Source organism: Bacillus sp. MUM 13, assembly GCF_001866725.1.
In the GTDB taxonomy this organism is placed as follows: Bacteria; Bacillota; Bacilli; order Bacillales; family DSM-1321; genus Peribacillus.
The window spans coordinates 1-6495 of sequence record NZ_MLYQ01000106.1 but is presented as its reverse complement, the minus strand read 5'-3'; the positions used below and the strand labels follow the sequence as shown (position 1 = coordinate 6495).

The following is a 6495-nucleotide window of genomic DNA, read 5'->3' as shown; positions in this document are numbered from 1 at the left end:
TCACCGCCCGCCCCACGGAAAGCGGGCATCCTTAAGCGGAAATCAACCCCCTTGTTCAGGTAGCAACAAAGTTTACGAAAACAGCCTTAGTTAAAAATAAGCCATTAATTGTGGCTATCCTGATTCTAATTTGTTTCTTTTTTTGAAAAAAGGTACACTATGATTATGTATACACAAGCTGTAAGTTAAAATAAAATTGAATGAAGTTAAGTGGTGAACGATAGATGGAAATATTTAAATGGATTTCTCAAAGTGCTGAAGAGACGGATCAATTCGCAATGGAACTGGCAAAGCACTTAATAGCAGGAGATGTACTTGCCCTGGAAGGGGACTTGGGTGCGGGAAAAACGGCATTCACGAAGGGGCTTGCGAAAGGTCTGGGAGTAACAAGGAATGTCAACAGCCCCACTTTTACCATTATCAAAGAATATCAGGGCCGCCTGCCTCTGTATCATATGGATGTTTACCGTGTGAGCGAAGGTGAGGAAGATCTGGGATTTGATGAGTACTTTAATGGCGATGGCGTAACGGTTGTTGAATGGGCTCATTTGATAGAGGGCCAGCTGCCGGCAGAGCTGCTGCAGATTCAAATTTTACGCCTTGATGAGACAAAGAGACGTTTTGTCTTCGAAGCTCATGGCGAACGATATGTTAAGTTATGTAAGGAGATTCTTTCATGAAGGTTTTTGCTATTGATACATCGAATTTTACTTTGGGCATTGCTTTGATTGAGGGCAGCCAGATAATTGGGGAGTATGTAACCAACCTGAAGAAAAACCATTCAGTAAGGGTTATGCCTGCCATTGAAACCCTCCTTAAGGACTGTGAAACAGCTCCGGGGGAAATAGGAAAAATTGTAGCAGCAAAGGGACCAGGCTCATACACAGGTGTAAGGATTGGCGTGACTATCGCCAAGACCCTTGCCTGGACGTTAAAGGTTCCATTGTCGGGAGTCTCAAGCCTTGAAGCGCTCGCAGCAAATGGAAGGTATTTCAATGGTTTGATCTCCCCTTTATTTGATGCAAGACGCGGGCAGGTTTATACGGGGTTATATCAATTCGGAGAATCAGGAATAGAGACCGTGCATGAAGATACCAATATCTTATCCTCTGAGTGGGCCGCGAAATTAAAGGAGTTTGGAAAGCCTGTCTTATTTGTCGGACAAGATATATGCCTTCATAAAGAGGCCATTTCCGAACAGCTTGGTGACCTGGCTGTATTTTCTCCTCCTCAGGCTTATATACCGCGTCCATCTGAGCTTGCTTTCATTGGCAGGGACAAGAGTGATGAGGATATCCATCATTTTGTCCCGAACTACGTAAGGCTGGCTGAGGCGGAGGCTAAATGGCTCGAGCAGCAGGGCAGTTCTCAGGGAAAAAAATAAATGGGAAAGAGACCGATATGGATGAGTAAAACAATGATGTTCCGGATGATGAAAACAGAAGATATCGACCAAGTTCTTATCGTAGAAAGAAAGTCATTCACTCTTCCATGGAGCAGGGATGCTTTCTATAATGAATTAAATCATAACCAATATGCAGTCTATATGGTCATTGAAGATGAAGGAGAAATAATCGGTTATTGCGGAGCCTGGATTGTCATTGATGAGGCCCATATAACCAATATTGCCATCCTGCCAGATTACAGAGGCCAAAAGCTTGGAGAGGCCTTACTGAGAAAGATGATAGAAATATCGCTGAGTCAGGGTGTGAAAAGAATGACTCTGGAAGTGCGTGTTTCAAATACGACTGCAATTTCATTATATGAAAAACTAGGTTTTCAAAAAGGCGGCATCCGGAAGAATTATTATACAGACAATCAAGAGGATGCCTATGTGATGTGGGTGAATTTATTATGAAAAAGGATCAAATTATCTTGGGCATTGAAACAAGCTGCGATGAAACAGCAGCTTCAGTGGTCAAAAATGGAACAGAAATCTTAAGCAATGTTGTAGCTTCCCAAATTGAAAGCCATAAGCGCTTTGGCGGGGTAGTGCCGGAGATTGCTTCAAGACACCATGTTGAACAAATCACTTTGGTAATTGAAGAAGCTATCGAGCAGGCTGGAGTCCAGTATGGAGATATCGACGGGATTGCTGTTACGGAAGGACCAGGGCTTGTAGGAGCTCTCTTGATAGGAGTCAATGCTGCAAAAGCAGTTGCATTTGCCCACAATATCCCCTTAATAGGCGTGCATCATATAGCTGGCCATATTTATGCGAACCGGCTTATAAAAGAGATGGTATTTCCGGCTCTTTCATTAGTCGTTTCCGGAGGGCATACAGAGCTTGTTTTGCTTGAGGAGCATGGAAAGTTCAGAGTGATCGGGGAAACAAGAGATGATGCTGCAGGCGAAGCATATGACAAGGTTGCCAGGACCTTAAACCTGCCATATCCAGGCGGCCCGCATATAGACAGGCTTGCACATGAAGGGCAGCCAACCATTCGCCTTCCGAGGGCATGGCTCGAAGGATCGTATGATTTTAGCTTCAGCGGATTAAAATCAGCCGTAATTAATACCCTTCATAATGCAGAACAGCGCGGGGAAGAAATTGAACCGGCAAACCTGGCTGCAAGTTTTCAGGAGAGTGTAATTGAAGTGCTGGTCAAAAAAACACTGCAGGCAGCAGAAGAATATAACGTGAAGCAAGTCCTGCTTGCTGGGGGAGTAGCGGCCAATAAGGGGCTTAGAGCAGCTTTATCAGAAGCTTTTGCAGCCCTGCCAAATGTTGAATTGGTCATTCCTCCACTGAATTTATGCACAGACAATGCAGCGATGATTGCTGCGGCCGGAAGTGTGCTCTATGAACGCGGGAAACGCTCGAATCTCGCGCTTAATGGCAATCCGGGATTAGATATAGAAGCATAATGAAAGCCTGCTGCGCATTGGAATGCGCAGCAGGTTTTTTTGTTCACTCAATAAGACTTCAGGAATGGTGTGGATATCTTTTTTTAGAAATGCTAAAGCTTGTGTATAAGTAGGTGTAAATGTGGATAAGTGGCGTTTTTGATGTGGATATTGTGGAAAACTATTAAAAATGCTGTTAATACAGTATGCAGTATGTTGATAAACCAGTGGATAAGTAAATTCTTAATAAAAAAACAGGCATCTCGAGGAGAAGCCTGTTCATAATTAGCTTAGTATTTCTTCCAGTTCAGCCCATTCTTCCATATATACCTCTAAATCTTGCTGTGCTTTTTCTAACTTTTCTTGTATTTCAAGGACCTTTTCGTGGTTCTGGAAGATTTCTGGATCACAAAGAAGTTCATTATACTGTTTAATTTCTGCCTCTAACTGCTCCATATATGCTTCAACTTCTTCTAATCTTCTTTTTCGCTGCCGTTCTGCCTTTTTTGCTTCCTTGTCCAATTTATATCCTGTCTTTTCTGGAGCTTGGTCAGTTTGAACAGATGCTTTGGACTCAAGCTCGAGTATTTCGGCTTGTTCCTGCTTCTTCTGAAGATAATAATCATAATCTCCCAGGAATTCTTCACTGCCGGTGCCAGAAAGCTCTATTACCTTGGTTGCAATCCTGTTAATGAAATATCTGTCATGAGAAACAAAAAGGATGGTCCCTGGATAATCAATCAAGGCATTTTCGAGTACAAGCTTGCTGTCTAAGTCAAGATGGTTGGTTGGCTCATCCATGATAAGGAAGTTGCCTTTTTCCATCATGATTTTCGCAAGTGCAAGGCGTGCCTTCTCACCGCCGCTAAGTGTGGAGACAGTCTTAAGCACATCATCCCCTGAGAAAAGGAAATTGCCAAGAACGGTACGGATATCTTTTTCTGGCAATAGTGGATGTTCATCCCAAAGTTCATTCAGCACGCGTTTATTGGAAACAAGGTTGGCCTGCTCCTGATCATAGTAGCTGACCTGTACATTTGTGCCAAATCGGAAATCACCCTGTAAGGGCTGCAATCTGCCAATGATTGTTTTTAGCAGCGTTGATTTTCCAACGCCATTTGGCCCGACAAGCGCCATGCTGTCTCCTTTAGCGATCCGCAGAGTGACATTGGTTGCTACCGGCTGTTCCTGATAGCCGATCCCCAGGCTGTTGATGTGGAGAACTTCATTGCCGCTTTGTTTATCAATTCCAAATGAAAAATTGGCGGATTTTTCATCTCCCTGAGGCCTGTCCAAAACATCCATTTTCTCGAGCTGCTTCCGTCTGCTCTGAGCCCGTTTTGTTGTGGAGGCACGAGTTATATTTTTCTGCACAAAGTCACGCAGCTTTTCGATTTCATCCTGCTGTTTTTCAAATTGCTTTAGGTCGCGGTCATAATCCTCCGCTTTTTTCACCAGGTAATTACTGTAGTTTCCGAAGTATTTCTTTATAGAATGCCTGGAAATTTCATAAACCTGATTGACCACCTTATCAAGGAAATAGCGGTCATGTGATACAATTAAAACAGCTCCCTGGTAGCCCTGGAGATATTGTTCGAGCCAGGACAGTGTTTCAATATCCAAATGGTTGGTGGGCTCATCCAGTATCAGGATATCGGGTTTTTTCAGCAAAAGCTTGGCAAGGGCAAGTCTCGTTTTTTGGCCGCCGCTCAAGGAAGATATAGGCGTTGAGCTGTCAAAGCCGGCGAATTGAAGGCCGTGCAGGACAGATCGTATATCCGCTTCATACTGATATCCTCCTTGTTCTTTAAAGCTGACTTGAAGTTCATCATATTCCTTCATAACCTTTTGGTACAGGACGTCATTTTCGAAGATTTCAGGCTTTGACATGCTTTCTTCGAGCCTTCGCAGTTCTTTTTCCTGATTAATTAAATCACTGAAAACCGTCAGCATTTCATTTTGGATGGACAGCTCTGACTCAAGGCCGGTATCTTGGGCTAAATAACCGATGGACACGCCTTTAGGCTTCAGGATTTCTCCGCCATCATGCGATAATTTTCCGGCAATTATTTTTAACAGGGTCGATTTTCCGGCGCCATTGCGGCCAACCAGAGCAATCCGATCCCGGTTTTGTACCTCAAGCTTCATATTTGATAATATTAACTCAGCACCATAATACTTTGTGAGCTGATTTATTTGCAGTAAAATCATCGTATTCACCTCAATTGCTATAGTGATAGTGTAACGTATTGCAGGCTCTATCGGCAATAGAAGTGATTATGTGAAACATAAAACAAAGGTTCCGCAAAATGGGTATAATAGTGTATCATTTAAGAGAGAGGTGTTATTTTATGGCTGAATTTACTCATTTTAATGAGCAGGGAAGGGCGAAAATGGTCGATGTGAGCCAAAAGCCTGAAACAGTCCGTACGGCTGTGGCTGCTTCGAGTATTTCTTTAAATAGAGAGATTTACGAGAATATAGTCCATAATAAGATGAAAAAGGGAGATGTCCTTGCTGTGGCACAGGTGGCTGGAATTATGGCAAGCAAGAGCACATCAGTCATAATCCCAATGTGCCATCCCATTCCGCTTCAGGGCGTCAATATTTCGTTCCAATGGAAAGAAGAGGAAGACGGATATCGTCTTATGATAGAAGCAGCTGCCAAGACAAAAGGAAGTACAGGTGTGGAAATGGAAGCGCTGACAGCTGCTTCGGTTACTGCGCTGACTGTCTATGATATGTGCAAGGCCATTGATAAAGGAATGGTCATCGGCCCGACATACTTAATCGAAAAAACTGGCGGGGTCTCCAGTCCGGATTATAAAAGGCAAATCAATCAGTAGCATAAAGAGATTTGCTTGAAAGCGGGGGAAAAGAATGAGTCAAGAACAAATGAAGATACCGCAGGCAACAGCGAAACGGCTGCCCTTATACTACCGATTTCTGAAGAACTTGCATGTTTCTGGCAAGCAGCGGGTTTCCTCCGCGGAACTAAGCGAGGCAGTGAAAGTAGATTCAGCGACAATCCGGCGGGACTTTTCCTATTTTGGTGCGCTTGGTAAAAAGGGATACGGGTATAATGTGAATTACCTGCTTTCTTTTTTCTCAAAGACGCTCGATCAGGATGAATTGACAAGAGTTGCTTTGATTGGTGTGGGCAACTTGGGGACTGCTTTTTTAAATTATAATTTTTTGAAAAACAATAATACAAAGATCGAAATTGCTTTTGATGTAGATGAAACGAAGGTAGGAACCACGATAAGCGATGTGCCTGTTTTTCATATGAATGAAATCAGTACAAGATTGAAAGAAAGAAATGTGGCTGTAGCTATTTTGACGGTTCCAGCACAGGCTGCACAGCCGATTACAGACCTTCTGGTTGAATCAGACATCAGGGGAATCCTGAATTTTACACCTGCAAGGCTGAATGTGCCGCAGTCAATCAGGATCCATCATATTGACCTTGCTGTCGAGCTTCAGTCTCTCATCTATTTTCTTAAACATTATCCTGTTTCCGGGGAAGAGGTTCTTCCTGACAACGAATAAAAAATGCTGCCGGAATTGAAGTGACCCCTAAAAGTTAGACACGGTTATTTCGTTAGGCAGCGAGTGTGAAATGAGTTCGGTATTGTACCGGACTCATTT

At 43.3% G+C, this 6495-nt stretch carries 7 protein-coding genes; 6 read left to right on the top strand and 1 reads right to left on the bottom strand.

Annotated elements, in window-relative coordinates:
• The first annotated feature begins 224 nt into the window (after positions 1-224).
• Genes tsaE through tsaD form a run of 4 tightly spaced genes read left to right on the top strand, consistent with a single transcriptional unit; the run spans position 225 to position 2868 of the window.
• Positions 225-680 carry a tRNA (adenosine(37)-N6)-threonylcarbamoyltransferase complex ATPase subunit type 1 TsaE gene (gene tsaE / locus BIV59_RS20010; protein WP_071353226.1) on the top strand — a complete coding sequence of 152 codons (456 nt, stop codon included), beginning with the start codon at positions 225-227 and terminating at the stop codon, positions 678-680.
• Entirely contained in the window at positions 677-1384 is a 708-nt protein-coding gene (gene tsaB, locus BIV59_RS20005) for a tRNA (adenosine(37)-N6)-threonylcarbamoyltransferase complex dimerization subunit type 1 TsaB (protein WP_071353225.1), read from the top strand. The genes tsaE and tsaB overlap by 4 nt, the downstream gene beginning before the upstream one ends.
• Positions 1385-1405: 21 nt before the next feature.
• Positions 1406-1858 carry a ribosomal protein S18-alanine N-acetyltransferase gene (gene rimI / locus BIV59_RS20000; protein WP_071353227.1) on the top strand — a complete coding sequence of 151 codons (453 nt, stop codon included), beginning with the start codon at positions 1406-1408 and terminating at the stop codon, positions 1856-1858.
• Positions 1855-2868 (top strand): tRNA (adenosine(37)-N6)-threonylcarbamoyltransferase complex transferase subunit TsaD, encoded by a 1014-nt coding sequence (tsaD, locus tag BIV59_RS19995; RefSeq protein ID WP_071353224.1) that lies wholly within the window; start codon positions 1855-1857, stop codon positions 2866-2868. The genes rimI and tsaD overlap by 4 nt, the downstream gene beginning before the upstream one ends.
• A 264-nt stretch (positions 2869-3132) precedes the next feature.
• Here the strand turns inward: tsaD and BIV59_RS19990 are convergent, their stop codons facing one another.
• Positions 3133-5058 (bottom strand): ABC-F family ATP-binding cassette domain-containing protein, encoded by a 1926-nt coding sequence (locus tag BIV59_RS19990; protein ID WP_071353223.1) that lies wholly within the window; start codon positions 5056-5058, stop codon positions 3133-3135.
• A gap of 140 nt (positions 5059-5198) precedes the next feature.
• Here BIV59_RS19990 and moaC point away from each other — a divergent pair, with 140 nt between their 5' ends.
• Together moaC and BIV59_RS19980 are read left to right on the top strand one after the other, a co-directional pair.
• The gene (gene moaC / locus BIV59_RS19985; RefSeq protein WP_071353222.1) at positions 5199-5693 is read left to right on the top strand and encodes a cyclic pyranopterin monophosphate synthase MoaC; all 495 of its coding nucleotides are present in this window, start codon (positions 5199-5201) and stop codon (positions 5691-5693) included.
• Positions 5694-5727: 34 nt separating this feature from the next.
• Positions 5728-6396: a redox-sensing transcriptional repressor Rex gene (locus BIV59_RS19980; protein ID WP_071353221.1), complete on the top strand. Its 669-nt coding sequence runs from the start codon at positions 5728-5730 to the stop codon at positions 6394-6396.
• Positions 6397-6495: the final 99 nt, after the last annotated feature.